This is a genomic window from Ruegeria sp. CDSA021, assembly GCF_059612325.1.
On the sequence record NZ_JBXWQJ010000008.1, the window covers coordinates 130,589 to 156,339 of the forward strand.

General features: G+C 55.4%; 23 protein-coding genes and 1 tRNA gene. 13 read left to right on the forward strand and 11 right to left on the reverse strand.

From position 1 onward, the window contains the following. Nucleotides 1–253 precede the first annotated feature (253 nt). Complete coding sequence (miaA, locus tag AC2FLD_RS12725; protein ID WP_496672504.1) at nucleotides 254–1,147, reverse strand: tRNA (adenosine(37)-N6)-dimethylallyltransferase MiaA; 894 nt, start codon at nucleotides 1,145–1,147, stop codon at nucleotides 254–256. 97 nt (nucleotides 1,148–1,244) lie between these two features. Between miaA and pyrH the strand changes: the two genes are divergently transcribed. The 11 genes from pyrH to AC2FLD_RS12780 all read left to right on the forward strand — a co-directional run bounded on the left by pyrH (nucleotide 1,245) and on the right by AC2FLD_RS12780 (nucleotide 13,310). Beyond that, a complete protein-coding gene (gene pyrH, locus AC2FLD_RS12730; protein WP_050603549.1) occupies nucleotides 1,245–1,997 on the forward strand; it encodes a UMP kinase in 753 nt (250 codons plus the stop codon). Between the two features lie 249 nt (nucleotides 1,998–2,246). Continuing rightward, nucleotides 2,247–3,473: an aminotransferase class V-fold PLP-dependent enzyme gene (locus AC2FLD_RS12735; RefSeq protein WP_496672501.1), complete on the forward strand. Its 1,227-nt coding sequence runs from the start codon at nucleotides 2,247–2,249 to the stop codon at nucleotides 3,471–3,473. Nucleotides 3,474–3,521: 48 nt separating this feature from the next. Further along, nucleotides 3,522–4,946, forward strand: coding sequence for a cryptochrome/photolyase family protein (locus AC2FLD_RS12740; RefSeq protein WP_496672498.1), 1,425 nt, complete (start codon nucleotides 3,522–3,524; stop codon nucleotides 4,944–4,946). 69 nt (nucleotides 4,947–5,015) lie between these two features. Beyond that, the gene (locus AC2FLD_RS12745; RefSeq protein ID WP_496672495.1) at nucleotides 5,016–6,224 is read left to right on the forward strand and encodes a class I SAM-dependent methyltransferase; all 1,209 of its coding nucleotides are present in this window, start codon (nucleotides 5,016–5,018) and stop codon (nucleotides 6,222–6,224) included. A 15-nt stretch (nucleotides 6,225–6,239) separates the two neighbouring features. After that, nucleotides 6,240–6,680, forward strand: coding sequence for a TrgA family protein (locus AC2FLD_RS12750; RefSeq protein ID WP_496672492.1), 441 nt, complete (start codon nucleotides 6,240–6,242; stop codon nucleotides 6,678–6,680). A 28-nt stretch (nucleotides 6,681–6,708) separates the two neighbouring features. Further along, nucleotides 6,709–7,824 (forward strand): NUDIX domain-containing protein, encoded by a 1,116-nt coding sequence (locus AC2FLD_RS12755; protein WP_496672489.1) that lies wholly within the window; start codon nucleotides 6,709–6,711, stop codon nucleotides 7,822–7,824. Between the two features lie 68 nt (nucleotides 7,825–7,892). Continuing rightward, nucleotides 7,893–8,927, forward strand: a complete 1,035-nt coding sequence (locus tag AC2FLD_RS12760; protein WP_496726614.1) for a cysteine synthase A — start codon at nucleotides 7,893–7,895, stop codon at nucleotides 8,925–8,927. Continuing rightward, nucleotides 8,927–11,353, forward strand: a complete 2,427-nt coding sequence (locus tag AC2FLD_RS12765) for a DUF3772 domain-containing protein (RefSeq protein ID WP_496673051.1) — start codon at nucleotides 8,927–8,929, stop codon at nucleotides 11,351–11,353. Before AC2FLD_RS12760 ends, AC2FLD_RS12765 begins: the two co-directional genes overlap by 1 nt. A 133-nt stretch (nucleotides 11,354–11,486) precedes the next feature. Continuing rightward, nucleotides 11,487–11,576 (forward strand) — tRNA-Ser (locus AC2FLD_RS12770). Nucleotides 11,577–11,886: 310 nt separating this feature from the next. After that, nucleotides 11,887–12,255: a group I truncated hemoglobin gene (locus AC2FLD_RS12775; protein ID WP_083445232.1), complete on the forward strand. Its 369-nt coding sequence runs from the start codon at nucleotides 11,887–11,889 to the stop codon at nucleotides 12,253–12,255. Next, nucleotides 12,252–13,310, forward strand: a complete 1,059-nt coding sequence (locus AC2FLD_RS12780) for an adenylate/guanylate cyclase domain-containing protein (protein WP_496673048.1) — start codon at nucleotides 12,252–12,254, stop codon at nucleotides 13,308–13,310. Before AC2FLD_RS12775 ends, AC2FLD_RS12780 begins: the two co-directional genes overlap by 4 nt. Nucleotides 13,311–13,316: 6 nt before the next feature. On the opposite strand, the gene AC2FLD_RS12785 is transcribed toward AC2FLD_RS12780, so the two are convergent. The 9 genes from AC2FLD_RS12785 to guaA form a co-directional block, all read right to left on the reverse strand. Further along, a complete protein-coding gene (locus tag AC2FLD_RS12785) occupies nucleotides 13,317–13,931 on the reverse strand; it encodes a TetR/AcrR family transcriptional regulator (protein WP_496673045.1) in 615 nt (204 codons plus the stop codon). A gap of 105 nt (nucleotides 13,932–14,036) precedes the next feature. Next, nucleotides 14,037–14,906 carry a polyphosphate kinase 2 gene (gene ppk2, locus AC2FLD_RS12790; protein WP_496673042.1) on the reverse strand — a complete coding sequence of 290 codons (870 nt, stop codon included), beginning with the start codon at nucleotides 14,904–14,906 and terminating at the stop codon, nucleotides 14,037–14,039. A 49-nt stretch (nucleotides 14,907–14,955) separates the two neighbouring features. After that, nucleotides 14,956–15,909: an alpha/beta fold hydrolase gene (locus tag AC2FLD_RS12795; protein ID WP_496673039.1), complete on the reverse strand. Its 954-nt coding sequence runs from the start codon at nucleotides 15,907–15,909 to the stop codon at nucleotides 14,956–14,958. Further along, nucleotides 15,899–16,816, reverse strand: a complete 918-nt coding sequence (gene metA, locus AC2FLD_RS12800; RefSeq protein ID WP_050603538.1) for a homoserine O-acetyltransferase MetA — start codon at nucleotides 16,814–16,816, stop codon at nucleotides 15,899–15,901. Before metA ends, AC2FLD_RS12795 begins: the two co-directional genes overlap by 11 nt. Nucleotides 16,817–16,852: 36 nt before the next feature. Then, the gene (locus AC2FLD_RS12805) at nucleotides 16,853–17,725 is read right to left on the reverse strand and encodes an ATPase (RefSeq protein ID WP_496673036.1); all 873 of its coding nucleotides are present in this window, start codon (nucleotides 17,723–17,725) and stop codon (nucleotides 16,853–16,855) included. Between the two features lie 47 nt (nucleotides 17,726–17,772). Next, nucleotides 17,773–18,669 (reverse strand): DMT family transporter, encoded by an 897-nt coding sequence (locus tag AC2FLD_RS12810; RefSeq protein WP_050603536.1) that lies wholly within the window; start codon nucleotides 18,667–18,669, stop codon nucleotides 17,773–17,775. 100 nt (nucleotides 18,670–18,769) lie between these two features. Beyond that, nucleotides 18,770–19,930: an OmpP1/FadL family transporter gene (locus tag AC2FLD_RS12815; RefSeq protein ID WP_496673033.1), complete on the reverse strand. Its 1,161-nt coding sequence runs from the start codon at nucleotides 19,928–19,930 to the stop codon at nucleotides 18,770–18,772. Between the two features lie 147 nt (nucleotides 19,931–20,077). Then, nucleotides 20,078–20,962, reverse strand: coding sequence for a DMT family transporter (locus AC2FLD_RS12820; protein WP_496673030.1), 885 nt, complete (start codon nucleotides 20,960–20,962; stop codon nucleotides 20,078–20,080). Between the two features lie 207 nt (nucleotides 20,963–21,169). Beyond that, the gene (guaA, locus tag AC2FLD_RS12825; RefSeq protein WP_496673029.1) at nucleotides 21,170–22,729 is read right to left on the reverse strand and encodes a glutamine-hydrolyzing GMP synthase; all 1,560 of its coding nucleotides are present in this window, start codon (nucleotides 22,727–22,729) and stop codon (nucleotides 21,170–21,172) included. Nucleotides 22,730–22,888: 159 nt separating this feature from the next. Between guaA and AC2FLD_RS12830 the strand changes: the two genes are divergently transcribed. Together AC2FLD_RS12830 and AC2FLD_RS12835 are read left to right on the forward strand one after the other, a co-directional pair. Further along, nucleotides 22,889–23,584 carry an MgtC/SapB family protein gene (locus AC2FLD_RS12830; RefSeq protein ID WP_496673026.1) on the forward strand — a complete coding sequence of 232 codons (696 nt, stop codon included), beginning with the start codon at nucleotides 22,889–22,891 and terminating at the stop codon, nucleotides 23,582–23,584. A gap of 135 nt (nucleotides 23,585–23,719) precedes the next feature. After that, on the forward strand, nucleotides 23,720–25,264 hold the full coding sequence (locus AC2FLD_RS12835; protein ID WP_496673023.1) for a trimethylamine methyltransferase family protein: 1,545 nt from the start codon (nucleotides 23,720–23,722) through the stop codon (nucleotides 25,262–25,264). On the opposite strand, the gene AC2FLD_RS12840 is transcribed toward AC2FLD_RS12835, so the two are convergent. Then, complete coding sequence (locus AC2FLD_RS12840; protein WP_496673020.1) at nucleotides 25,265–25,564, reverse strand: DUF6477 family protein; 300 nt, start codon at nucleotides 25,562–25,564, stop codon at nucleotides 25,265–25,267. Nucleotides 25,565–25,751 lie beyond the last annotated feature (187 nt).

Below are 25,751 nucleotides of genomic sequence, written 5' to 3' on the forward strand. Positions count from 1 at the left end.
ACATCCCCATGTCGTTATTCGGCACCAGATTTTGGCCTAGGTCAATGTTCGAAATCGTCATTCGAAGTACAAAAACGACATTCTCGCGAAGTTGAGGGCGTGGGTTGACCTTCATCAAGCGGCCCAGAGAGGTGCTGAGATCCCCAATTCTTTTCTTCTTTTGTTAAGGCAAACCACAGAGTTTCATTAAGTTTTGTTAAGTATCTAAGACTTGTTTACCGTCTCACCCGGATCGTTTCGAAAATTTGGGGTATCATCTTGAGAAATCAACGTGATTCCATGTTTTCATTCGCGCCCGAAACCAAGTGCGCTGGCGTTTCGCAAATTGTCGTGTCGAAATCGTCGCTCGCTCGCGCGCTTGGTCCAAAGTCATGGAGCCGTTCAGATAGGCCATAAGCTCCGGTACACCGATGGCCTTGCAGGCGGGTAAGGTGAGGTCAAAGCGATTTTGCATGGCCTGCACTTCCTCGATGGCGCCCCTATCCAGCATCTGGTCAAACCTGCGTTCAATCCGGTCCAAAAGCCACGTCTTGTCAACGTCAAACACAATCGGCACTGTGTCACTCAGGTCCAGAACCGGCGGTGGAGTGTCTGCCTGCCAAGACAAAAGGCTGCGCCCTGTGGCGCGTTGCACTTCCCAAGCACGCTGCACACGAGCCCGGTTGTTTGTGTCCAGCCCCGCCAGCGTTTCATTGTCGACCCCGGCCATAAGCTCTTGATGTGACAGAAGGTCTGCCTCGGCGCGTATGCCCTGTGGTGTGGCGGGAATCTGTGCCATGCCTTCGGTCAGCGCCGTAAAATACAAACCGGTGCCGCCCACGATGATCGGGCGCTGATCGCCGGTCAGCAAGGGAACCACCTCGCGCAGCCAGTGACCAGCCGAATACTCCTGATCATATGCGATGTGACCATAAAGAAGATGCGGTGCGCGGGCTTCCTCCTCAGCGGATGGTCGGGCTGAAATGATCCGCCAGCAATCATAAATCTGGCTGGCGTCCGCGTTGACGATCACTCCGCCGAACCGTTCGGCGATCTCTAGCGCCAGAGCTGATTTTCCCGATGCGGTCGGCCCTGCAATCAGAACCGGTTTGTGGTCGGGGATATTGGGTAACTGTCGAAAAAACTGCTCTGTTGATTGCTGTGCCATATGCGGTTGCCTCGATCCTTACCAACCGCATTGAACCTGCGGAGCTTTTGCTTCATTTTGCGCCGGAAATTAACCCCGTGCCAGCCCGGAGCGCAACATGACCCTTTCCCCTTCGTCAGAAACCACAGAAACCCCAAAAGCCAAGTATAACAGGGTCATGTTAAAAATCTCGGGCGAGGCTTTGATGGGGGATCAGGGATTCGGCCTGCACCCACCAACCGTTCAGCGCATCGCGCAAGAGGTGAAATCGGTTCACGATCTGGGTGTTGAGATCTGCATGGTCATCGGAGGCGGCAACATTTTCCGGGGCCTGAGCGGCTCGGCTCAGGGCATGGAGCGGACCACGGCGGATTACATGGGCATGTTGGCCACTGTGATGAACGCGCTGGGAATGCAATCGGCACTGGAAGAGAACGGGGTTTTCACCCGTGTGATCTCGGCCATTCGTATGGATGAGGTGTGCGAGCCGTATATCCGTCGTCGAGCCGTACGACATCTTGAGAAAAAACGGGTTTGTATTTTTGCGGCCGGAACCGGAAACCCTTATTTTACCACCGACACCGCAGCCACCCTGCGCGCCAATGAAATGGCGTGCGAGGCAATCTTCATGGGCAAGAATGGTGTTGATGGCGTTTACGACAAGGACCCAAAAGAACACGCAGACGCTGTGCGCTATGACACCGTCACGTACGACGACGTATTGGCCAAGCGACTGCGCGTGATGGATGCCTCGGCCATTGCGCTGGCGCGGGATAACAATCTGCCTCTGATCGTCTTCGGGCTGGATGAGCCAGGCGGTTTCCGTGGGATTCTGGCAGGTGAGGGGACCTACACCAAAGTTCAGGGCTAAAGCAGACGTTAACGACCCTACAAAACCCCGGCTTTTCGTCGGGGTTTTCTTTTTGCCGTGACTTGACGGTCATGGACGTGCCTGTCTAAGTGTCGGTGCTCTTTTTTTGACCAAAGAGCTGCCCTGTGGTTTGTCGTCTTTCGGCACAATCAAAGGTTGGGCTGGAAGACCTGCCATGATTTCTGAGAGGTCCGGAAACATGTGCGGGCATCTCATTGATCTGACTGCAAAACAAAGGAGACATGAGGCATGAGTTCTCTGGATACAGATTTCGTTCGGGCACAATTCCCGGCCTTTTGCGAACCAAGCTTGCAAGGTCAGGCGTTTTTTGAAAACGCGGGTGGGTCTTATACGTGCAAACCGGTGATCGACCGACTGACGCGGTTCTACACCCAGCGCAAGGTTCAGCCCTATGCCCCGTACGAGGCCAGCCGTCTGGGTGGCGCGGAAATGGACGAGGCGCGTGCGCGCATGGCTGCACTCCTGGGGGTCGACACCGATGAGCTGAGTTTTGGTCCTTCGACCACGCAAAACACCTATGTTCTGGCGCAGGCGTTCCGGCAATGGATGACGCCCGGCGAAGCCATTGTCGTGACCAATCAGGATCATGAGGCCAATTCCGGCCCGTGGCGCCGCTTGGCCGAGGCAGGGATTGAAATACGGGAATGGCAGATCGATCCCGAAAGTGGTTCTCTGAACCTACAGGATCTCGAGAACATTCTGGACGAAAAGGTGCGTCTGGTCTGTTTCCCGCATTGTTCAAACGTAGTTGGTGAGATCAATCCGGTGACGGAAATTACAGCCATCGCCCACGCGGCAGGTGCATTTGTATGTGTAGACGGCGTGTCCTATGCCCCCCATGGTTTCCCGAATGTTGGCGATCTGGGGCCGGATATCTATTTGTTTTCGGCCTATAAAACCTATGGCCCACATCAAGGCTGCATGGTCATTCGCCGCGCATTGGGAGAGTTGCTGCCCAATCAGGCGCATTATTTCAATGGTGACGTGCTGTACAAGCGCTTTACCCCGGCTGGTCCGGATCACGCGCAGATTGCTGCCTGCGCAGGCATGGTGGATTACTTTGAACAGCTTTGTGCCCATCACGGTGGGCCAGAGGCTGATGCGGTCTCGCAAGGTGCGTTTGTGCATGATCTGATGCGTACGCAAGAAGTGTCTTTGCTGCAGCCCGTATTGGATGCGGTCAAGGATCGCAACGCCGTGCGTCTGATTGGACCGTCAGATGCCACCAGACGTGCGCCCACGGTTGCCCTGTCTTTAAACCGCCCTGCCGAACCCGTCGCCGCAGAGCTGGCCAAGTATGGTGTCATGGCAAGCGGGAGCGACTTTTACGCCGTGCGTCCGTTGCAGGCCATGGGTGTCGATCCGACGCAGGGTGTGTTGCGGGTCAGCTTCACACATTACACGTCGCAACAGGAAATTGATCAGCTTTTGGACGCACTTGAACGCGTTTTGTGATCCATTATCCCCGAGCCTTCGTAAAACGAAGAAAACCTCGGGGCGGAAATGGAAGACGAGCACACTCCGATCATAATGTGGTTCCGACGGGATTTACGCCTGTCGGACCATCCAGCATTGGCAGCAGCGGCAGAGAGTGGCCGCCCGGTTGTACCAGTGTTCATTCGCGATGAACTTGTGGAACGGCTGGGGGCGGCACCAAAATGGCGTTTGGGGCTGGGATTGGAAGCGCTGTCCGAAACCTTGGCTCGGTTGGGCAGCTTTTTGGTCCTGCGAAGCGGGGATGCGCTGGTTCAATTGCAACAGCTGGTCGCTGAGACGGGTGCAAACGCAGTCTACTGGTCGCGATCCTATGATCCGGTCTCGATCGCACGCGATACGGAAATCAAGACCGCTCTGAACGAGCAAGCTGTTGAAGCGAAGTCCTTTGCCGGGCATTTGCTCTTTGAGCCGTGGGAAGTCGCCACCAAAGCTGGTCAACCATTTCGCGTCTACACTCCGATGTGGCGGGCCGTTCAGGGGCGGGACGTTCCCGCTCCTGTTGCGGCGGTGAAACGATTGCCATCACCCGCTTCATGGCCGGGTACAGAGGACCTGCGCGCGTGGCAATTGGGACGTGCACTGAACAGAGGCGCGGCTGTCCTGCGCCCCTATGTTCAACCTGGCGAGCAAGCCGCCCACGATCATCTGGACGCGTTTCTGGACCGCATTTCGCAGTATTCCAACCATCGCGACCGGCTGGATCATGACGGAACGTCGAACCTGTCCGAATACTTGTCGCTGGGCGAGATAGGCCCGCGCACGGTTTGGCATCGGGTTCATCAGGCTGCTTTGTTGGGGGCATCAAGCACCGAGGCTTTTCTGCGTCAACTCGTATGGCGTGAGTTTGCCTATCATCTGATGTATCACACGCCACGTCTGGTCTCTGACAATTGGAAGCCGGAATGGGATAGCTTTCCGTGGAATACGGACCCCGACCATCCCGACGTTGTTGCCTGGACACAGGCCAGAACCGGTATCCCGGTGGTCGATGCCGGGTTGCGCCAGATGTATGTGACAGGCCGGATGCACAACCGGGCGCGGATGATTGTGTCCAGCTATCTGACCAAACATCTGATGACACACTGGAAAATCGGAATGCAGTGGTTCGAGGACTGCCTGATCGACTGGGACCCGGCCTGCAACGCGATGGGGTGGCAATGGGTGGCGGGATCCGGCCCGGACGCGGCACCGTTCTTTCGGATCTTTAACCCTCAAACCCAGGCCGAAAAGTTTGATCCGAACGGTGCATATCAAAGGCGATGGGTGGCCGAGGGTCAGAGAAACCCCAGCGACACAGCCCTTTCTTATTTCGATGCGGTCCCTCGGTGCTGGCACCTGAGACCGGACGCAATCTATCCCATGCCCATAGTTGCATTGCCCGAGGGTCGAACCCGAGCCCTGAGCGCATATGAAAGCCGAAAATCCCACTAAGGAACTGAAAACTTGCCAGAAACAAAATCGCGGCCTAGCCTTAATCCCACACCGCAAAGGGGAGAGCGGATGATCCTGACGACAACTGAAGGGCAGAAAGACCTGCCCAGGTATTTTGCGCAAGTCTTCAAGATGCTGACCCAAATGGAGTACGGGCGTCTTGATATCACTTTGCCCGATGGGCGCACATTCCGTGCCGAAGGGTCCAAGCCGGGGCCGGTTGCTCAAATCAATATCCATGATGGCGATGTTTTTGCGCGCCTGATCCGAGAGGGTGAATTGGGCTTTTCCGATGCCTATCTGGATGGCCACTGGAGCACGCCCGACCTGCGTTCGTTCATGGACCTCGTGCATCTAGGGTCCGAGACTGTGTATGACGGGTTCACCGGCAAGTTGCTTGTGCAAGCTTATGAACGACTTCGGTTCTGGCTGCACCGCAACAACCGGGCACAGGCGAAGAAAAATATCTCGTATCACTATGATCTGGGAAATGAATTTTATGGCCTTTGGCTGGATGATACGATGACGTATTCCAGCGCGATTTTCGAATCTGGGCAGGAAAGTCTGGAAAAGGCGCAGACTGCGAAATACGCAAGCCTTGTGGATGAGATGGGGGCCAAGCCGGGCGACCACATTCTTGAGATCGGCTGCGGCTGGGGCGGGTTTGCGGAATACGCTGCTAAGGAACGCGGCCTGCGCGTGACATGTCTGACAATCAGCCAAGAGCAGTTTAAATACGCCAAGGAACGCATTGAAAAAGCAGGGTTAACGGATCACGTTGAATTCAAGCTTCAGGACTACCGCGACGAGCGCGGCGTGTATGACGGTATCGCTTCGATCGAGATGTTTGAGGCTGTAGGCGAGCGATACTGGCCAGTCTATTTCGAAACGGTGCGCGAGAGGTTAAAGCCCGGTGCGCAAGCGACCTTGCAGATCATCACCGTCGGTGATCATCGATGGGATTACTATAAAAACAGTGTAGATTTCATTCAAAAATATATCTTTCCGGGTGGGATGTTGCCGTCACCAACGGTCTTGAGGCAGCAAATCCACCAGGCCGGGTTGAGCGTCGTGAAATCGAAAGAGTTTGGCAAAAGTTATGACCTGACGCTGCGCCGCTGGTACGAGACGTTCAACGCCAAATGGGACCAGATCGCCGACATGGGCTTTGATGAGCGTTTTCGCCGCATGTGGAATTATTATTTGACCGCATGTGGTGCGGCCTTTGACACAAGCAATTGTGATGTGACACAGATCACCATAACAAAACCGAACTAACCAACGGAACGTTACATGCCGACTGCCTCGCGTCTTGTTGCCGCTTTTTGCCTTATTGTGCTGGCCTTTATCGTTTCCGGCATGATCATCGAAAACGGTGAAGAGGGTAAGGACTATGGCTACTTCACTTTCGTCAACATGGGGCTCGGGGCAATTTGCGGTTGGAAAATCATGGGTAAGCGTGCCGGGCGTGGCTGGGCGTCGGGGATCAATAACGGTCTGACTGGCGTTGCTTCGTTGGTCTTTTGGGCGCTGTTTGTTCAAGGGTGTTACGAGATGTTCCGTCTAGCCATGCGCAACAGATACGGTGGCCCATTTGAAGCGGTCATGGCCATTTTCAAGATCGGTATCGAGTATGGCAAACTGCTGATTACACCCGAAATTCTGGTGGCATTTGCCATTGGGGCCGTCGTTTCTGGTTTGTCGACTGAGCAGGCTCATCGCAAATGGCGCTGATCCAGGACCTTCATAAGAGAGTTTGAAATTGCCTGATTTGTTCTTCTATGGAACGCTGCGGTATCTGCCGTTGCTGGAACGCGTTCTGGGCCGCCCTGTGCAAGAGATTTCCGTTCAACCTGCCAGTCTTCCTGATCATGCCGTTCACGCGGTGCACGGGCAGGACTTTCCGATGATCCAGTCCTCTCGGGGAAGCAATGCGCAAGGTGTGTTCGTTCAGGGCTTATCACCCGAGGATTTGGCCCGCTTGGCCTTTTACGAGGGGGCGTTTGACTATGATCTGTCTCCGATGGCAATCGTTCTGCAAGACGGATCAGAGGCACAAGCACAGGTTTTCTTTCCCGCCCCCGGTACCTGGCAGCCGACGGGTCTGTGGTCCTTGCAGGCTTGGGCGGACAAATTGGGCGAGATCACGGCGTTGGCTGCGGAAGAAGAGATGGCGTATTACGGCAAGGTTGACGCTCAGACCATGCTGGGTAACGTCCGTCCGTTTCAAACTCGGGCCTGGGCCAAGATTCTGGCTCGGAAACGGCGTACAGGCGATCCAAGGGATACAGGCAAAGACGTAATCGTGCATCGGCATGAGCGGGCTTATGTCAACTATTTCGGGATGGAAGAGATCGACCTTCAGCACCGTCAGCATGACGGCTCCATGGGACCGATCTTGCATCGGTCCGGCCTGATGCAGGGCAGTGCCGTATCCGTTCTGCCTTACGACCCCATACGCGACACTGTTCTTTTGGTTGAACAATTCAGACCGCCAGCCTTTTTGATCGACGACCCCGAGCCCTGGCTGTGGGAGGCAGTGGCCGGCATGATCGATCCGGGCGAAACGCCCGAGCAGGCGGCCCATCGCGAAGCTATGGAAGAGGCCGGGGTGCAATTTGACCGGCTGGAATATGTAAGCGGTGCTTATTCCTCAAGCGGGTCGTCCTCGGGGTTCATGTATCTCTACGTAGGATTGGGGGATTTGACCCACACAACCACAAACGGCGGTCTCGACACCGAAGGAGAAGACATCCGCAGTCAGATTTTGCCGTTTGATCAGTTCATCGACATGACCGATCGCCATCTTTTCAAGGATGTGCAACTGGTCGCTCTGGCCTATTGGCTGGCGCGCCACCGGGATCGATTGCGTGCGTGACTATCGCGCTTGTGGTCGCGGCGGTGCGGCTGTAAATCTTCGGGGATACCAAACGACAAGGGGCCATCATGCGCATTGCACGAGATCTTGCTGACGCAGTAGGGAAAACACCGTTGATCCGGCTGCGCCGCATCAGTGAAGAGACCGGCTGCGAAATTCTTGGCAAAGCCGAATTCATGAATCCCGGTCAGTCCGTGAAAGACCGTGCAGCCCTTTTCATCATCCGTGATGCTATTGCGCGGGGGGATCTGAAACCCGGTGGAACCATCGTTGAAGGTACGGCCGGAAACACCGGTATCGGCCTGGCACTGGTGGGCGCGTCGATGGGGTTCAAAACGGTGATCGTGATCCCGGAAACCCAATCGGAAGAGAAAAAGGATATGCTGAGGCTGGCCGGCGCCCAATTGGTGCAGGTGCCCGCGGCCCCGTATCGCAACCCCAATAACTTTGTGCACTATTCCCGCCGTCTTGCCGAGGAACTGGCCAAAACGGAACCCAATGGCGCGATCTGGGCCAATCAGTTCGACAATGTGGCGAATCGTCAGGCCCATGTGGAAACCACGGGTCCCGAAATCTGGGAACAGACAGGCGGCAAGGTCGACGGATTTATCTGTGCAGTCGGGTCCGGTGGTACGTTGGCTGGGGTTGCCGAAGCACTGCAGCCCAAGGGTGTTAAAATCGGTCTGGCCGATCCGATGGGCGCTGGCCTGTACTCCTATTACACCACTGGCGAAATCGCGATGGAAGGCGGATCGATTGCCGAAGGTATCGGGCAGGTGCGGATCACCAAGAACCTTGAAGGGTTCGCTCCGGATCACACCTATCAGATCACCGACAACGAGGCATTGCCGTATATCTTTGATCTGCTACGCGAAGAGGGGCTGGTCATGGGTGGTTCGACGGCAATCAACTTGGCCGGTGCCGTCCGTCTGGCCAAGGAGATGGGGCCGGGCCATACCATCGTGACGATCTTGTGCGACTATGGAACTCGGTATCAGTCGAAACTGTTCAACCCGGACTTCCTGCGTGAAAAAGAACTTCCGGTTCCGGATTGGATGACCGAGGCACCACGCAGCATTCCCGGCGTGTTCGAGGACGTATAATGCTGGCGCAGGTCCGCCTGTTTCTGACCCTTCTTTTCCTGTGTCTCGTCGGGTTTGCAAGCGGCGCGGATGCGCAGCTGACAGACCGGCAAAGTGAGTACTATCAGGACTGGCTGAAAACAGCGGACCGCGCTGAATCCGTGATCGAGGCAAATCGGGCCTCTGATGCGGCCCTGGAAAATTTGCGTTCGGAAATAAACGGTTACAGAGATGACTTTAACCGAGCAAGAGGCGCCAATACCGAACGTATCTCAACGTTGGAAAGTCAAATCAAGGCTCTTGGTCCCAAACCCGAAGGGGACGCGACCGAGCCTGAAGATATCGCCAAGCTACGCGCACATCTTGAAAAGCAGCTCAACAGTCTGCGTGTGCCCCGCATCATATCGGAAGAGGCGTACAGCCGCGCCAACGGGCTGATCAGCGAAATAGATCAGATCCTTCGTGCACGGCAGACGAAGGAATTCTTTGAACAGGGTCCGTCACCGATAAACCCCGCGTATTGGGGTCCGGCATGGGTGGATGTAAAAGAAGCAGTCCAGAGCCTGGTAAATGAAACGATCACCAACTTTCGTTCAGATGTTGTACGCGAGCAAATCCGTGATCGCGGACTGGCGATCTTCATACTGCTGGCCATTTCAGCCGTACTGCTGATCTTTGGCAAACGGTGGTCCGAAAAGGGGGGTGATTTCCTCAGGCTGTGGGGCGGATCCGGGACTGGAGTTTGGTCTTTTGTCATTTCGCTTTTGCGCATTCTGTTGCCTTGGGTTGGAGTTTTGGCCGCAGTTACTGCGATTAGCCTTACGGGCGTTACCGGTTTGAGGGGAAGCCTGCTGCTGCAGAACATTCCGTATTGGGCAGGGATAATCTTATTCTACGACTGGATCGGTCGTCAGGTATATGTGATGGGCGCGTCGCAGGGGTTCAAACGGCTGTCTGCTGCAAAAATAACGGAACTGCGCCTGTATATCGATCTGCTCGCCCTGATGCTGATTTTGCACGAAATGGCACTGCTGTTCGAACGGATCGAGAACATCTCGGACGCGACCCGGGCCGTTGTCAGTTTCCCGGTCATTATCGCAACAGCTTTGTTGTTGCTGCGGATACGCCAGATCCGAACAACTGACGGTCCGCCGGATCAAGCTGCATCAACTCGCGCTGCAGGCTTCAGCCAATTGGTTGAATTCTTGCGCCGGGCATTGTTCCTGTTAGGGATTGCGTCTCCTGTTTTAGCGATCTTCGGGTACACCAATGCGGCCGAAGCAGTCGTGTTTCCCACAGTGAAGACTCTGGTGCTCATCGGGGCGTTGGTCATCCTGCAAAGATTCATCAGCCAGATTTACGGGTGGATTACCGGGCAGGGGGATGCAGCGCGGGAGTCTCTTTTTGCGGTGCTCGTCGGTTTTGCAATGGCCATCGTGGCGCTGCCTATTCTGGCGATTTACTGGGGTGCGCGCGAAACCGATCTGCTTGAAGCGTGGTCGCGCTTGCTGCTTGGTTTCGACATCGGTGGTGTCACGATCTCACCAACCAACTTCCTGACCTTTGTTGCTGTCTTCGCAATCGGTTACGCGCTGACACGGTTGCTGCAAAGCGGATTGCGCAACTCGCTATTGCCGAAGACCAGCATTGACCCAGGTGGGCAAAACGCGATCGTCGCAGGTTCGGGGTATGTCGGCATTTTTCTCGCTGCTCTTGTGGCAATCATGGTGGCCGGGTTTGACTTGTCGTCGCTTGCGATTGTCGCAGGTGCCTTGTCGGTCGGTATCGGCTTTGGTCTGCAAACCATCGTGTCCAACTTCGTATCTGGCATCATCCTTTTGGTGGAACGCCCCATTTCCAAAGGGGACTGGATCGATGTGAACGGTATGATGGGGTATGTGCGCGACATCTCGGTCCGCTCGACCCGGATCGAGACCTTTGACAGGACCGATGTGATCGTTCCGAACTCGGACCTGATCAGCGGGGTTGTCACCAACTATACACGCGGCAACACGATTGGCCGTGTGATTGTGCCGGTGGGTGTCGCCTATGGGACTGATACGCGGCTGGTCGAAACTATCTTGGGCGAGATTGCCAACAGTCACCCGATGGTCCTGGCGAACCCTGCGCCCAGTGTGGTGTTTCAGGGGTTTGGTGCGGATTCCCTGGACTTCGAAATCCGTGCAATCCTGCGAGACGTAAACTGGGTTCTGTCAGTGAAATCTGACATGAACCATGAGATCAACCGCAGGTTCTCAGAGGCAGGCATCGAGATTCCCTTTGCTCAGCGTGACATCTGGTTGCGTAATCCTGAAGCTCTCCAAACCTCCGGCGAGTCAGGGCAGGTCGATTCTGAACCCTTGGATGCCCAGCAGCGTGAGACCGCAAAGAAACCGGTGGACCTGACCGAAACGGATTTAGACCCTGACGCAGGTGATGAGGTCTGAGGTCTTAGTCAGTGGAATGCATTCGGTGATTTTCGTTGAAAATTGTTGACCGGAGTTATTTGAATTATTCTACGGATTTCGCCGAATTGAGGCCTTGCAAATCCAATGACATTGGTCCAAATATCGCCGGCACGGAGAGGTGGCCGAGTGGTCGAAGGCGCACGCCTGGAAAGTGTGTAGGCGGGAAACCGTCTCCAGGGTTCGAATCCCTGTCTCTCCGCCACTAATTTTCCCTGACATGGTGAAAGCTGGCCCCGCCAAGATATTGGTCGGGTTGATTTGCTTATGTCGCACGGCGGAACCAGCGTTGAAAACGGGGCGGGCAGGTCGACTGTAAAAGCAAGGCGGGAATGCCTGTTTCTTAATCTTTGCTAACACTCTGAAATTTCAAACGCGCATAGACCCAGGGCCGCAGCCCTTCAAAACAACACTGTTTTCCCACGGGTCAAACAACGCAAATCATAAACATTAACAATAATGTCAATTTGATATAGACTTGCAGTGTTATTGATCAGTAACGCGCGGGTACTCGTGTGACACAGACACTTTATGAAAAGTATGGCGGCTTCAAAACGATCAGCCGTGTCGTGATGACTTTCTATGAAATGGCATTGGAGTCTGATGAAATCGGCCATTACTTTGAAGACATCGATATGCCCCGTTTGATTGACCATCAGACGAAGTTTGTATCCTCTTTGATCGGAGGGCCTGCTTCATTCAACGACGACAGGATCGAAGCCGTTCACCGACATCTGAACATCTCACACGATGAATTTGACGTTATGGCCGAATTGTTCGGTGAAGCGTTGAGCGCCCATGGCATGTCGGACGGTGACGTCAAAACAGCACTGGCAGCAATCGAAGGAAAACGGTCCATCATCGTCGTCCGGACTGCGGCATGAGCATTTTGGCAATCAATGAGCAATTGTTGCGGGCGATCGGTGTTGGTGTCGCAGTGGTCCGCGCCTCGGATCTGGAGTTTGTGTTCCACAACGGACCCTTCGCAGAATGGTTCGGGACCCCGGAAGAGGGCAATACACTCAAAGATATCCTACCAAGTCTCGACCCCAAAGAGCTGGAAGATGTCAAACAATCGGGCCTGAGGTACTCTGTCGAGCTTCAGATCAAGCCAAAGCGCCGGACGTTGATCTTTGCGGTGGCAGTTTCGTTGGCTAATGGTTTGTCTGATCAGGTGCTGATTGTCGAATGTCAGAACATCACGCGCATTCGCGAGTTGGAAAGCATGATCGACAGCTATTCCACCATGGTCGAACGCAACACCCGAGAGCTTGAGCGTGAAAAGGAGAGGGTCGAGCGCCTGTTGCTGAACCTGATGCCGCGGGCCGTCTATGAAGAGTTCAAGACGTTCGGCGTCGTGACGCCTCAGCTATATCAGCAAGTTTCGGTGGTGATGCTGGATTTTGTCGGGTTCACGGATTTTGCCGCCAAAACCGACCCGACCGTGACCCTGAGTGAGCTGAACGATATATTCACGGCCTTTGACCGCATCGTCGAGCAATTCGGTTGCGAGCGGATCAAGACAATTGGCGACGCCTACCTGGCGGTGTCTGGTATGCCAGACCCGACCCCGGATCACGCCACCGCCGTGGCGCATTGCGCCGTGCGGTTCCTGCGTTATCTGGAGCGTCGGAACGAAAGCCATCCGCATAAATGGCAGGCTCGGATCGGTCTGGGGATGGGGGCTGCGGTCGGATCGGTCGTCGGTATTCAGAAATATGTCTATGACGTTTTTGGTCCGGCTGTGAATATTGCTTCCCGCTTGCAGGTCTTTGCCAACCCCATGAACATCGTGGCCCCGGAAGAGATGAAGTACGCCCTGATCGACGAATTTCAAGTTTCGGATCTTGGGGCAGTCGAAATCAAGGGTATGGGCGAGATGGACCTGATCAATGTGACCTCGGGCCTGAGTATGCCACAGGGCAGCCGGTCGCTCTGACCCGTTTCAGTCGTCTTGCGGAATGAGACCCAGGCCGCGCAGGTAAATGCCAATCCCGCTTTCCAACAATTCTTCAGGAGGGAAAGGTGAAGTTGCGCCGGTGTTGCGGGCGAACAGTTCAACGACACCGTGGCTCATCGCCCAGATATGAGCACTGAACATAGAGGCGGGCGGCCGTTTTTCTGGCGGGATATGTTGGGACAGATCCGCCGCCGCTTTTTCAAGAACCGATTTGGCGCGATTTGCCGCCAGCGAAAGCTCGGTCGTTCGGTTTAACGAAATCCCACTTTCGAACATAGCGATGTAATGGCCGGGGTTCTTGCGGGCAAAGGCCAGATAGGCGCGTCCGGTTGCTTCAAAAGCAGCCAGGGCCGAGGGTTGCCCCTTGTCATAGGCATATTGCATCAGGTCCGCGAACATCTCGAACCCTTGCCGTGCGGCTTCGGCAATCAGATCCTCGCGCCCCTGAAAATGGCGATACACGGCGGCGGGCGTCACTCCGGCGGTTTTGGCGGCCTCGGACAGTGTGAAACCGGTCGGACCCTTTTCTTCGATCAGAGACAAAGCGGCCTCGACCAAAGCCTGTTTCAGGTTCCCATGGTGATACCCGCGTTTCGTCATCCCGGCCTCAGCTGTCTTGATGCAGTGTTGAAAAAACAACGAGATAGAGCAAACATGCGCGACCGTCCAACCTTTGTAGCCACACGACTGCGATGAAACACGGGGTTATGCATCCCAAATATCCGGGCCACCGCAAATCTTCGGGTCAATTTTGCCAATGCTCTTTTTGTCTTTCTCACCATAGTCCAACGCGTGCAGCACCGTTCGGATGGCAGCAAGACGCGCGCGTTTCTTGTCGTCCGAGCGCACAATCGTCCAGGGACACGCATCAGTGTGCGATCTGGTCAGCGTTTCCGAGATCGACTGTGTGTACTCATCCCACTTGTTTAACCCCGCCACATCAATCGGGCTGAGCTTCCACTGTTTGAGCGGGTCCGTTTCACGCGCCAAAAAGCGGTTCAGTTGTTCAGCACGCCCGACATTGAGCCAGAATTTGAAAAGTTGAATGCCGTCATTCACCAGACCCATTTCCAGCGGCAGAACTTGGCGGAAAAAACGCTCACGTTCTTCCTGAGTACAAAAGCCGAATACGTTCTCGACAACACCCCGGTTGTACCAGCTACGGTCAAAAAACACGATTTCCCCAGCGGTGGGCAGGTGGGCGACATAGCGTTGAAAGTACCATTGGCTGCGTTCGGCGTCCGAAGGCTTGGCAAGCGCAACGTTGCGCGCGCCGCGCGGGTTCAGGTTTTCGCGGAACCGCTTGATAGTGCCGCCTTTTCCGGCAGCATCGCGGCCTTCAAAGATGATAGCCACCCGTTGGCCAGTCTCCTTCACCCAGGACTGCATCTTGACCAGCTCGATCTGGAGCAGCTCCATCTGAGCGTCATAGTCCTTGGACTTCATTTTTTCGCGATAGGGGTAAGAGGTGTTCAGAATATCCCCTTTTCCCGATTTCTTGATCTCTTCCTGCACCGCCTTGGGGGCGTCCTTTTGATAATATCTCTCGATTGAACCTTTTTCGGACCGGGCCATATGTCACCTCGCGATAAAATCCATATCTTACTATGGATTAGAGCCCGGACTAACGCAAACCCGCGCGCTGTGCTGCCCGATCTATCGCGGCGGCAACTTCGGGGGCGGCAACCACCTGTGGCATGTGACCGATCCCAGGCAATTCAACAAGTTCAGCCCCGGGGATCTGGTCGATCAGGCGTTCTGAATGCCATTCAAGACCAACCGTGTCGTCAGCGGTTCCGTGAATGATTTCCGTCGGTACGGAAATCTCGCCATATCTGGGCTGTAGGTGGGTGATTTCATCCAACAGGTTGGCGCGTTGCTTGGCGTTTGCGTGCATCGATCCCTGCCGGATCGTCAGCCCGGGACCGAAGTGTTCGGCGTAACCCTTGGGCGCAGTTTGTGGCGCAAACACTTTGTCCAGCGCTTGCGTGACATACCAGTTGGGTACGAACGAGCTGATCAGTGGCAGGGCCAGCGCATTGCCTGCGGTGGTTGAGGCCAGCCGGTTAAACCCATCCAATGGTGTTTTCCACGGGATGGCTGCGGGGGCGATCAAAACCAGGGCCGAGATGCTTTCGGGCCGCGTGACAGCCCACGCGAGCGAGACCGAGCCACCGTAACTCTGGCCTGCTACGATGGGCTTTTCGGCCCCAAGCTGAGCCGCTGCACGTTGCAGAATATCCGCCTGTTCGATGATGGTTTCACCGTCGGGGTTGAAGCTTTCCGAATAGCCCAAGCCGGGACGGTCAAACACGATAACCCGAAAGTTCTGTGCCAGAATGGGGGCCAGGGCAAAGGTCATGTCACGTGCATTCCCGCTGGATCCGTGGATCAGAACGACATCTGGGCCTTCTCCCATGACAACGGTGTGTACGGCGATGCCATCAACATCAAGAATCTGACCTTCGGGCGGAAAGGCTGCCTCTGCCATCGCCTCGTTCCTGGCGCTGCGCCAAGCGGTCAGCACGGCCAGGCCCAGAACGATAAGGCCAATGGATATCAACGCTTTACTTGCCAATTTTGCTCATATCAAAAGGTGTGGACTGATAGATCTCGTTGATCCAGTTACCATACAGCAGGTGCGCATGGCTGCGCCACCGGTTCTGCGGCGTCCGTGAAGGATCATCATCCGGGTAATAGTTGATAGGCACGTTGATCGGCGCGCCATTGGCAACATCCCGGTCATACTCCTGCTTCAGCGTATCGCTGTCATATTCGAAATGGTTGAAGATATAGAGCGCGCGGTGGTCGGGATCTTCGACCAGGCAGGGCCCGACGTCGTCGCTGCCCAATAGAGTGTTCAAACCGGGGGCACCGTCGATTTCATTTTGTTTCATCTCTGTCCATCGACTGACCGGGATCACGCAGTCATCCGAGAATCCGCGTAAAAACGGTGAGGCCGGGTTCAGATTGCGGTGGCGGAAACAGCCAAAGGCTTTTGCATCCAGCATGTGTTTGCGCACGCCGTGGAAATGGTTGATCATCGCCATTCCGCCCCAGCAGACGCCAAAGGTCGAATGAACATTCGTCTGGGTCCACTCGAAGATCTCGCTGATCTCGTCCCAATAGGTGACGTCGCCAAATTCCAGATGCTCGATCGGTGCGCCTGTAATGATCAGACCGTCAAATTTCTGGTCCTTGACCTCCTGAAAGGGGTGGTAGAACTCAGACATGTGCTCGGCCGCAGTGTTTTTGGTGCGGTGTTCCGTCATGCGGATTAGGGATAGGTCGATCTGCAGTGGGGTCGCACCAATCAGGCGGGCGAATTGGTTTTCCGTCTGGATTTTCTTGGGCATCAGATTCAGCATTCCGATGCGCAAAGGACGGATGTCCTGACGCATGGCCTGATCTTCGTCCATGACCATGACGCCCTCTTTGGTCAGGACGTCAAAAGCAGGAAGATCTGATGGGATTTTTATGGGCATGTGTCAGACTTCGAAGAGAGTAAGGAAAACTGCTAGTTAGGCGTTCTTGCGTTTGGTCTCAAGGGTGCGTTCGATCAACTCATCGAAATCAGCTGCGTCGCGGATCTTGCCGATGTCATCTGCTGCAATCGTCACGCCCCAGTTTTCGGCCATCGCCTCATAGCGCGGCTGACGGTGCGCCAGAGCCTGTGCATAGGTCCAGCGGACAAAATCATCGGGGTTCACATCCGATTCGGCGCACCCTTTTTGATCCAGGTATTCCGCCCAGGCGCGGGTCAGAAATTCTGCCTGGTAAGACATTGGTTTGGGCGCTTTATCGAACCGTCGCACCAATTCGGCAGTATGACCCTCATCCCCCTTCAGCCAGATCATCAGGGTTTGACGGGATAGTTCCGACAGGATCTGATCTTTGGGATCCTCCGGGTCGACCCATTCGCAGATCGAACCACCCGTATCACAGATAAAGTGCGGGTACTCATACAAACGCTCTGCGCGGTCGACAAAGTACTCGGTGTCCAAAAGGGCGTGGATCTCGGCCAGGCGGAACTGTTCCTGTCTGCGACGGTATTCGGGCATTTCCAACCCACCAAGAGCCGGGTTGCCGGGTTTGCCCAGATAGGCGGCAACCGGGGTCAGGTTTGCGAATGATATATTTGAGCCGATATAGATCGAATCCGACAACAACAAGTCGCGCAGAAACGGAACCTTCATAGCCTCGGCTTTGGCGTTGTCGGTGATGTATTCACCCATGTAACGCGTGCCGATCCGGTAATCGATCGAATAGTGGAACCAGTTCCCCGAATCCCTCAGGATGTTCGACACATATGTCTTGCCCAGACCTGACATGCCAAAGAACAGCACTTTCTTGCGGCGGGCGGTGCGCCAGTCTTCGGCAGCGGTATAGATCATGGTGAGCTGTCCCTTTTTGCCTTTGCTAAATCGGGCAACGGGCGGCGTCAATCGCGACGGGCAGAGCGATTGAGAACGAATAGACCCGTGGCAAGAATGGCAAAGCCGAAATAGGCATTGGGAGCGAGGGTTTCACCGCGCAACACTGCCCCCAGAACGATGGCAACCGGGGGAATCACCAAAGTCACCAGCATCAGGTTGCCGCTGCCCGCCATAGCCAAGACGCGATAATACAGCAGATATGCCCCGGCTGTTGCCACAATAGCGTAATAGCCAATGGCGGCCCAGGTGATTGCAGGCAACGCAAGAGTTGGCCAACCGTCGATCATTAGTGTCAGAGGCAGGACCAGAAAGGTCGACCCGGTCAACATGCCCGCAGCGGCAACGATGGGTGGAAGGTCGGACAACGCATACCGCGCCCATGCGGCTGCGAAAGCGTAGGAAACTGTTCCAGCCAGAACGGCAAGCTGCGCTGTGCTTTGCAGGCTGAACCCTGCGAAATTTTGCACGCCGATGGCAACTGTGACGCCGGTAAAACCAAGACATACGCCAAGCAATCGGGGTTTTGTCAGGCGCTCATCGTGAAAAAGCAATGCTGCAACCAGCACGCCAAACACGGCGGTGGCAGCGTTCAGGATCGCGGTCAGGCCGGTGTCGATGTACAGCTGCCCCCAGGCCATCAGACTGAAGGGGATCACGTTGTTGAGCAGCCCCATGATCAGAAATGCCCCCCAAACCTTGGGCGCACGCGGCACTTGGTGCCCCTGGAGCCAGACGATGAGCCAAAGCACAAGCATGGCCCAGAAAGTGCGATGCAGCACAGATGTCATGACTGGAATCGTATCCAGTGCGATTCTTATCGAGACAAAGGACGCACCCCAGATGATGCCAAGCAGAAGCAATTCAGCCCAGGCACGGGGTGATAGACGTTTTTGTGCATTCATGGCGTCACTGTCTCATCCAAAAACTGAAACTGCGACCCGGTTCTTGCGAAAAAGCCCCGCTGGTTGAGCGGGGCTTTGGCATGTCGTTTAGAAGCTACGATCAGTTCAGAGCGTAGGTGATCTGGAAACCAACACTCCAGGCGCTGTTGCCTGAGAAGGTGGCAGTTTGCCCAAAGGCGCCGTCTGCCGTTGCGTCTCCGATATCTGTGTAACGCACACCACCGGAAATCTTGGCGTTCTCAAGCGAGTAGGTGCCACCCAGACCGATACTCCAGAACCCGTCTGTCGGACCGAGGTTCGAAACCGGGGTACCTTGGGATGACTCGTAGCCCAGTGTTACAGCACCAGAAAACTCTTCCGAGAACTGATACCCCAAACCCAGCGAGTAGGTGAAAGTGGCTTCGTCATAATCAACCAGGTTGCTGGTCGGCGGATAGTTTGGTGGGTTGTAGACAAGCTGCGTCCAGTCGACCCAACGGATAGAACCGAACACCAGAGTTTTGGGCGCGACGCCTGTCTGGAAATCCAGGTTGATCGACTGCGGAGTCTCGATTTCACTGTTTGTATTGAACGTGGCCACAGTTCCCGGAGGGATCGGCGGGATCGGCGGAGGGTTCAGAGATTCCGTTTGCGAAAGATCGTGGCTGATCTTCGAATTGTAGGTCAGTGAGACGCGTGCCGCGATCTCGGGCTTTTCCCATGCGACACCAACAACGTAGCCGAATGCAGTGTCAGCATTCGAGTCAACTTGGTAACCTGCGGCAAGAGGCACAGTGACAGACGCCTTCACACGCTGTGCGCGAATACCACCAATTGCACTGAAACCACCATCAAACTTGTAGCGCAGCAATGCCGTGATGGCATCCGTATCCGCCTTTGCCCGCAGAGTGTCTGTCCGACCACCTGGAATTGGGTTGATCGAAAGGGGATAGGTGTTTGCATACTGGATGTCAGCGCCAAAGGGCTGATCATACATGATGGCGAAATCAAGTTGTTCGGTCAGTGACGTTTTGAAACCCAAATGCGGTGTGAAAAAGTCGTTGGCCACTTCGCCCGAGTCTTGAGGTTGACCGATATTCGGACCAGCAAGCGCAGGCATGGTGCCGGTCACACTTGGGTTGGTGTAACCCAGACGAAACTGCACGGCAGAGCCTTCTTCGAAAATCAGATTGATGCCTTGCCCGCTTCGATCAAGACCACCTGCATGGGCTGCTGCAGCCCCAACGCACAGCGCGCAGGTAGTGAGTAGTGTTTTTTTCATTTTGTCCTCCCTGTAGGTCATACGCGGGTTTCATGGCGTTAAGTTTGACTTTCGTGATCGCCTGCCCGTTGTATCCTGCACGATACTTTCTATTTGGTTACTTTAAGGTCAACTGGTGACGGAGCGTTACTTGTCGTGACACCTGTTTCAAACTGTTGCCGAACCGCTACGGTTTTCAGACCAGATATTCAGGAAGATCCCGGAAAAGATGACTGCGGCGCCGATCAGAACCCATTGATCAATGGGCTCGTGGTACAGGATCAGCCCAACGACCGCGATTGTGGGAAGGCGGGCAAAGTCGAACGGGACCACGACGGTTGCCGGGGCAATGGCCAAGGCATTGGTGATGCAGAAATGGGCCAGCAATCCGGCCAGCCCAACAAGAATTAGATAGGGGGCGGTGCTTGCGTTCGGCAATGCAATTTGCCCGTCATACCCGGCCGCCACCGCCCCCAAAACCGCCTGCATGGCGGTCAGCCAGAAAACGATGCACCCAATGCTTGCAAAGCGTGTGAGCTTTTTCGTGGTGATCATTGTAAATGCGAAGAAAATCGCGGCCATCGCAGCGGTGACAAGGCCGGGGCTGAGCGGGACCGAACCCGGGCGGGTGACGATCAGAACGCCTGCAAACCCGATCAGCGCGGCCATGATCTTCAGGCTGGTCAGGCGTTCTTTCAGAAACAGAGGCGACAGCAGGATCACCCATAGAGGTTGCGTAAATTCCAGCGCAAAAACTTGTGCCAAAGGGGCGACTGCAACCGCATAGAACCACAGGTTTTGCCCAGCAAAATGCAACGTATTTCGTAAGGCGTGCAGCCCCAGACGTTCCGTTGAAACCTGCGCCCATTTGCCTGTGATGGTCAGAACACCCACAACAACACAGAAGCCAACGATGCTGCGGTACATCATGATCTCAAACGTGTCGTGCGTCACGCTCAACTCGCGCCCGGCGACGGCCATCGATGTGAACGAGGCGATGGCACCGGTCATCCAAAGTGCTGCCTTTAGGACGTGTCCCTGCCCATGGCTCATTTATATGCACCCAGTTTTGGTCGCGAGGCTAAACATGCGAATGAGTGCAAAGCCAAGCATTAGAAAAGACGGCTGAATTTATCCAGCCATTCAAACGCCGATGAGTGAACAGATGCAAGTTCGTATCAGAGAATTTCCGTGGAACCGGTTTGAACGCACACAACGCTTTGTGCGTTCAAACGCTTACCTCTGCGCTGAGTTCGCCTATCATTCCCACTCGATCGTCCCGGGTGGTTTCGATGTGATGTCATAGGTGCACCGGTTGATGCCCTTGACCTCGTTGATGATCCGCGTGGCGGTTTCGCCCAGGAACTCGTGGCTGAACGGATAGTAATCAGCAGTCATACCGTCGACTGAGGTGACAGCCCGCAGCGCACAGGCATAGTCATAGGTGCGACCGTCACCCATGACGCCCACGGTGCGGACAGGCAGGATGGCGACAAACGCCTGCCAGATTTCGTCATACAAGCCATGCCTGCGAATCTGGTCGATATAGATGGCATCAGCTTCGCGTAGAATCTCCAGCTTTTTGCGGGTGATCTCGCCGGGGCAGCGGATTGCCAGACCCGGCCCGGGGAAGGGGTGGCGGCCGATAAAACTCTGCGGCAGGCCAAGTTCGCGGCCCAATGCGCGGACCTCGTCCTTGAACAGCTCACGCAGCGGCTCGACCAGTTTCAGGCCCATCTTTTCCGGAAGGCCGCCCACATTGTGGTGTGACTTGATGGTAACGGACGGACCGCCCGAAAACGACACCGACTCGATCACATCAGGATACAGCGTGCCCTGCGCCAGGAATTCGGCCCCATCGATGGTATCGGCATGTTTCTGGAACACGTCGATGAACAGCTTGCCGATGATCTTGCGCTTGGTTTCAGGGTCGCTCTGACCTTCGAGTTCGCCCAGGAAAAGCTCAGTTTCATCCGCATGGATCAGTTGAATGTTGTAGTTGTCGCGGAACATGCCCACGACCTCTTCGGCCTCGTTCTTGCGCAGCAACCCGTGGTCCACAAAGACGCATGTCAGCTGATCCCCGATGGCTTCGTGAATCAGGATCGCCGCGACCGAGCTGTCGACGCCGCCGGACAGGCCGCAGATGACCTTTTTGTCGCCAACCTGTTCGCGGATCTTGCGGATCATCTCTTCGCGATAGGCACCCATGGTCCAGTCGCCTTTGAAGCCCGCCAGCTTGACGAAGTTCTCGTACAGCTTTGCGCCTTTGGGCGTGTGGTGGACCTCTGGGTGGAATTGCACCGCATAAAAGTGCCGCGATGCATCTGCCGTGATGGCAAAAGGCGCGTTCGGAGAAGTGCCGAACACTTCGAACCCGGGTGCGATTTCACTGACGTGATCGCCGTGGCTCATCCAGACCTGCTCATCCCCATCGGTGAACCAGCCGTCCAGAATATCCAAAGTGCTTTCAGGGGTGACAAAGGCGCGTCCGAACTCGGCGGTGCCATGGCCGCTTTCGACCTTGCCGCCCAGTTGATGCATCATCACTTGCTGGCCATAGCAGATGCCCAGAATTGGTACGCCTAAGTCGAAAATCTCTTGCGGCACACGGGGCGACCCTTCGCGTGTCACGCTGTCGGGACCACCCGAGAAGATCACGGCGCGCGGGGCCATTTCCCGCACGAAGTCCATCGTGACATTCTGGTAAGGGTGGATTTCGCAATAGACATTCAGCTCGCGCAGGCGGCGGGCAATAAGCTGCGTCACCTGGCTGCCGAAGTCGATGATCAGAAGGCGGTCGTGGGATGTCTGGGTCATGCCTGCGCCTTAGGGCAAGCCCGGTCATTTCGCAAGGGCGACATCCAATTCCTTGGGATTTTCAGGTCTCAAGAAAAAGCCAATTGTAAAAGTTTTGTAACAAAAATATGACAACCCGATGGAATCCAAGCCTGGATTCGTCTGGATAAGGAATATGAATTGCCGATTTCCATAGAAGTTGCTGCGTTGAATCTGGCGCTGGCGTTGTTTTGCGGGGCGCTGATCGGGTCCGAGCGGCAAGTCCGACAGAGGATGGCAGGCTTGCGAACAAATGCGTTGGTGGCTTTGAGTGCTGCGGCCTTTGTTGTGTTCTCTGCGTTGTTTCCTGACGAAGTCAGCCCAACTCGTGTGGCGGCACAGGTAGTGTCCGGCATCGGGTTTTTGGGGGCTGGAATCATTTTTCGTCACGGTTTCACAATCCACGGGTTGAATACGGCCGCAACCTTGTGGTGTTCGGCAGCGGTCGGAATGATGGCGGGGACGGGGGCTTGGTTGTTCGCCTTGATGATGACGGGCTTTGTCATTTTTGTGAATCTGGGTCTCAGGCCACTGGTGAAATGGCTCAAACGTACAACGCGTGCCGGGGTTCCGTTGACGCAAGAGTTCAAGATCCTGCTGCAATGCAAGGAAGAAACGCAGGCCGATGCGCGTGTCGCGGTTCTGAAGGCGTTGGCCCAAAATGACATTCGAATTGTTGGGTTCGAAAAAGGAGACAGTGCGGACGGTTCGCAAACAATTGCAGTTCTGGTTTCGATGGAAGACCACCACGAGGAACTTCAGCACAAGGTGGTTGCGCCGCTTATGCTGGAGCCGAGTATCGAAAGCATCGAGTGGGATAGTGTTTCGGAAGCCTGAGCCGCTTTGGGGGTGTTTACCGCGCAGCAGGGTGCCAATGTCGCTTTTCCCCCCAGAGCGCCGCAATCCCGATGCTTGTGATCTGGTAAAGCTGTATCACAAGCTTCAACCTAAACAACCAGACGGGATTTTCTCATGGCAGAGGCAAACACCCGGCGCAGGGCGAGAGGTGGCGGTGGCGCCGCCCGCCGTGCCGAGCGTACCGCAGTTCGTATCGAGACCGCGAAATACATTGAACGGAACATTCCGAATTTCGAGGTTCTCAACGAAGAGGCACTTGAGATCATTGAAAACAACGCGGAAACCGTGTTGGAAGAAATCGGCGTCAACTTCGTTGACAACCCCGCCGCGCTGGAGCGCTGGCGTGATGCCGGTGCGGATATTGATGGTGAACGTGTCCGTATCCCGCGTGGCCTTGCGCGTGAGTTGATCAAAACCGCCCCCAGCGAATTTACTCAGCACGCCCGCAACCCCGAGAAATCGGTGGTCATCGGTGGCCGCAACATGGTTTTGGCACCCGTCTACGGACCTCCGTTTGTGCGCGATGCGCAAGGTGGCCGCCGGTATGCGACCATGGACGATTTCAACAAGTTCGTGAAACTGGCCTACATGTCCAAGTGGTTGCACCATTCGGGCGGTACGATCTGCGAACCGACCGACATTCCGGTGAACAAACGCCATCTGGACATGCTGAAGGCGCATATGACGCTGTCAGACAAGCCCTTCATGGGCTCGGTCACTGATCCCAGCCGGGCGCAGGATTCGGTCGAGATGTGCGAAATCCTGTTCGGGAAGGAGTTCGTTCAGGAAAACACGGTGATGACCTCACTGACCAACATCAACTCGCCGATGACGTTCGACGATGTGATGATGGGCTCGCTGGAAGTCTATGCGCGCAACAATCAGGCGTGTATCATCTCACCCTTTATTGTTGGTGGTGCGATGTCGCCGGTGTCCGTCACCGGGACTTTGACACAGGTTCTGGCCGAGGTTCTGGCAGGTGTCGCCTATAGCCAGATCATTCGCCCGGGCGCACCGGCAATCTTCGGGGCCATGGTGACATCCATTGATATGAATTCGGGCGCGCCGACATTTGGCACGCCTGAAGCTTCGCATATTACTTATGGGGCTGGCCAGTTGGCGCGTCGCCTGAACCTGCCGTTCCGTTCGTCGGGATCGTTCTGCGGTTCGAAACTGCCGGACGCGCAGGCGGCTTATGAGACCGCAAACTCGCTGAACATGGGTCTGATGTCCGGTGTGAACTTCATGTTGCACTCCTGCGGCTGGCTGGAGGGCGGTTTGGTCGCCGATTTCGAGAAATTCGTCATGGATGCTGATCAGCTTGGTGTTCTGCACGGGTTGGCCAAAGGCGTGGCGTATGACGAGAATGCACAGGCCATGGATGCGATCCGCGAAGTCGGACCCGGCGGGCATTATCTCGGATGTTCGCACACGCAGGCCAACTTCAAGGAATCGTTCTGGAAATCCGAAGTGCTGGATTACAAGCCGTATGAAACCTGGCAGGAAGAAGGTGCGCGTGATACGCGGGCTTTGGCCACCACACGGGTCGAGCATTTGCTGGCCAACTATCAGCAACCGCAGATGGATCCCGACATTGCTGCGGCGCTGGAAGCCTATATCACCGAAAAGAAGGCCTCCATGCCGGACGCGTTCGCCTGATTATTGAAAAATCGAGGCGCGGCTGGCCTGATACAGCTGCGCCTCACCCAACAGCGCAATAAGCAAATCCAGATGCCGCACCAGTGAATATGCGGCATCATCTTCTTTTCGCTGTTCATTTACCTCTTTTTCCATCTCCATCAATCGCAGCAGCGCAGGACCTGAACTGGGCAGCGAACCGTATCCCATAATGCGTTGTAGATGACGGTCCCGATTGTAATCCCGCGCCCCAAATTTTGCCGCCCGCGCCAGCATACGAGGGCGGCGAAGGGTTGTGATCATCGTCATCAGGTCCTGCATGTTGTGTATCCCTTTTCTTGAAGAAACGTGTGGACTTTGTTGCACAACCTAAGCGGGTGTTGCCTGTGCCAGAGTCTCTCCGAACGATGGTTTCACGACTGTTTATCTTTTTGAATCAAATCTGGTTCTTGCCTTGTGTGGTTAACGAACGAGTAACGAATGGACCTCTAGTTAGATTTGGTTAACC

Coding starts and splice junctions, on each gene's coding strand:
- miaA (WP_496672504.1), bottom strand. CDS start 1,147: ATGGCACAGCAATCAACAGAGCAGTTTTTTCGACAGTTACCCAATATC.
- pyrH (WP_050603549.1), top strand. CDS start 1,245: ATGACCCTTTCCCCTTCGTCAGAAACCACAGAAACCCCAAAAGCCAAG.
- AC2FLD_RS12735 (WP_496672501.1), top strand. CDS start 2,247: ATGAGTTCTCTGGATACAGATTTCGTTCGGGCACAATTCCCGGCCTTT.
- AC2FLD_RS12740 (WP_496672498.1), top strand. CDS start 3,522: ATGGAAGACGAGCACACTCCGATCATAATGTGGTTCCGACGGGATTTA.
- AC2FLD_RS12745 (WP_496672495.1), top strand. CDS start 5,016: ATGATCCTGACGACAACTGAAGGGCAGAAAGACCTGCCCAGGTATTTT.
- AC2FLD_RS12750 (WP_496672492.1), top strand. CDS start 6,240: ATGCCGACTGCCTCGCGTCTTGTTGCCGCTTTTTGCCTTATTGTGCTG.
- AC2FLD_RS12760 (WP_496726614.1), top strand. CDS start 7,893: ATGCGCATTGCACGAGATCTTGCTGACGCAGTAGGGAAAACACCGTTG.
- AC2FLD_RS12765 (WP_496673051.1), top strand. CDS start 8,927: ATGCTGGCGCAGGTCCGCCTGTTTCTGACCCTTCTTTTCCTGTGTCTC.
- AC2FLD_RS12780 (WP_496673048.1), top strand. CDS start 12,252: ATGAGCATTTTGGCAATCAATGAGCAATTGTTGCGGGCGATCGGTGTT.
- AC2FLD_RS12785 (WP_496673045.1), bottom strand. CDS start 13,931: ATGACGAAACGCGGGTATCACCATGGGAACCTGAAACAGGCTTTGGTC.
- ppk2 (WP_496673042.1), bottom strand. CDS start 14,906: ATGGCCCGGTCCGAAAAAGGTTCAATCGAGAGATATTATCAAAAGGAC.
- metA (WP_050603538.1), bottom strand. CDS start 16,816: ATGCCCATAAAAATCCCATCAGATCTTCCTGCTTTTGACGTCCTGACC.
- AC2FLD_RS12805 (WP_496673036.1), bottom strand. CDS start 17,725: ATGATCTATACCGCTGCCGAAGACTGGCGCACCGCCCGCCGCAAGAAA.
- AC2FLD_RS12810 (WP_050603536.1), bottom strand. CDS start 18,669: ATGAATGCACAAAAACGTCTATCACCCCGTGCCTGGGCTGAATTGCTT.
- AC2FLD_RS12815 (WP_496673033.1), bottom strand. CDS start 19,930: ATGAAAAAAACACTACTCACTACCTGCGCGCTGTGCGTTGGGGCTGCA.
- AC2FLD_RS12820 (WP_496673030.1), bottom strand. CDS start 20,962: ATGAGCCATGGGCAGGGACACGTCCTAAAGGCAGCACTTTGGATGACC.
- guaA (WP_496673029.1), bottom strand. CDS start 22,729: ATGACCCAGACATCCCACGACCGCCTTCTGATCATCGACTTCGGCAGC.
- AC2FLD_RS12835 (WP_496673023.1), top strand. CDS start 23,720: ATGGCAGAGGCAAACACCCGGCGCAGGGCGAGAGGTGGCGGTGGCGCC.
- AC2FLD_RS12840 (WP_496673020.1), bottom strand. CDS start 25,564: ATGCAGGACCTGATGACGATGATCACAACCCTTCGCCGCCCTCGTATG.